Source organism: Thauera phenylacetica B4P (assembly GCF_000310225.1).
Lineage (GTDB): Bacteria > Pseudomonadota > Gammaproteobacteria > Burkholderiales > Rhodocyclaceae > Thauera > Thauera phenylacetica.
Genome location: NZ_AMXF01000432.1, coordinates 1 through 1,639 on the forward strand (window position 1 = coordinate 1; position 1,639 = coordinate 1,639).

Here is a 1,639-nt window from a genome sequence, read left to right on the forward strand (position 1 = left end):
GCCGCCGGCCGGGGTGTGGGAGCTGCAGGCGGTGCGCTGAGGCCGGCGCGGCCGCCGGGCGGCCGCGGGCGCCGTGGCGTTCATGCCCAGCGCGAGAAGTCCTCCTCGCGCTCGAAGGCGATCGTCGCTCCGTCGGCGAGCAACTCGCGGATGCGCCAGGGCACGCCCTCGGCGTCGAGCTCCACCAGGCCGATGCCGGCGCCGCCGAGCAGGCGGCGGCCGCGCGCGGCGCCCTCGTAGCGGCGCGGGGTCACGCGCATGTGGCGGCGACGGGTGAACCAGTTGAGCGGCGAGCGCGGCGAATACATCCAGCGGTTGAGGCGGTCGAGCACCCCGAGCAGCCGCGGCGGGAACTCGTTGCGCACGCCGCTGCTGCAGATCTGCCAGATGTCCGGCCCGCGCACGCGGCCGCGCAGCTCGACGTCGTAGACGAAGGAGTAATGCACGTCGCCCGAGAGCACGACGAAGTTCCGCGGCGTGCGGCGGTGGCGGAAGATGTTGAGGATGGCCTGCGCCGAGCCCGGGTGCGCCATCCAGTTCTCCGCATCCACCATCAGCGGGTGGCCGAACCAGGTGAAGATGCGCTGGATGGTCTCGATCAGCTTCACGCCGAAGATCGGCGCCGGCGACACCAGCAGCACCGCGGGCAGGCCGCGCAGCACCTGCTGCAGGTCGGTGAGCGACTCCCAGTCCATCAGCCCGGAGGGGCGGCGCGCGGTGCGCTCCGAGCGCCAGCGCCGGGTGCGGGTGTCGATCACCACCATCGGCGGGGTGGTCGGCCAGGTGTAATGCCAGTCCTCGAAGCGCAGCAGGGCGTCGATGCAGTCGTCGTGCGCCTGCGCGCCGGGCGCGTCCAGGCTGCGCTGCAGATGCTCGAAGAGCGCGTCGTCGAAGGCGTCGGGGCGGTTGCCCCAGGCCTGGTTGATCGCGTAGGCCACGATCGCGTTGCCGATCACGCGGCGCGAGAAGGGGTGACCGTAGGCGACCTCCTCCCATTCGCGGCTCAGGTTCCAGTCGTCGGTGACGTCGTGGTCGTCGAAGATCATCGCCACCGGCACATGCGCGAGCGCGCGCCGCACCGCCGGCAGGTCGGCGACGAAGGCCTCGATCAGGCCCTGCTCCTTCGCCCACAGCGCGGCGTCCTCGGCGCAGAGGCCGGGCGGCGGCGCCACGCGCAGCCCCTTCCAGGGCGCGGGCGACCACACCAGCAGGTACATCGCCAGCACCTCGGCCAGCGTGATCAGGTGGTTGTGTGCGCTCGCCGAGGTGAACACCGGCTTCTCCACGCCGCCGAAGAGGACCTCGAGCAGGGCGTAGTTGCGCTTGTGCCGGGGCAGCAGGGTCTCGCGCCGGTAGTAGCAGGCGGGGTGGCGGCGCAGCGCGTCGGCGTCCTGCACACCGGTCTCGCCTGCGGCCTCGAGGCGCTCGGCGGGCAGGGCGAGGCGGTCGAGCAGGGCGTGGATCGCGCCCAGCATGGGGCCAGCGACGTCGTCGGCGTAGATCTGGTCGCCGGTCATCACGAGCGCCGAGGGCCAGCCGGGCAGGCCGTCGGGGCCGGGCACCGGCTCGGCGTCGGTGGCGCCGCGCGCGATCAGCTCGCCGAGCAGGCGGTCGACGCGCACGAGGCCGTCGCCGCCGT

1 protein-coding gene is annotated in these 1,639 nt (G+C 73.3%); it reads right to left on the reverse strand.

Translation table 11 applies throughout. From position 1 onward, the window contains the following. Positions 1-80 precede the first annotated feature (80 nt). A partial coding sequence (locus C667_RS22770; protein WP_004387978.1) for an alkaline phosphatase D family protein occupies positions 81-1,639 on the reverse strand: 1,559 nt, incomplete at its 5' end.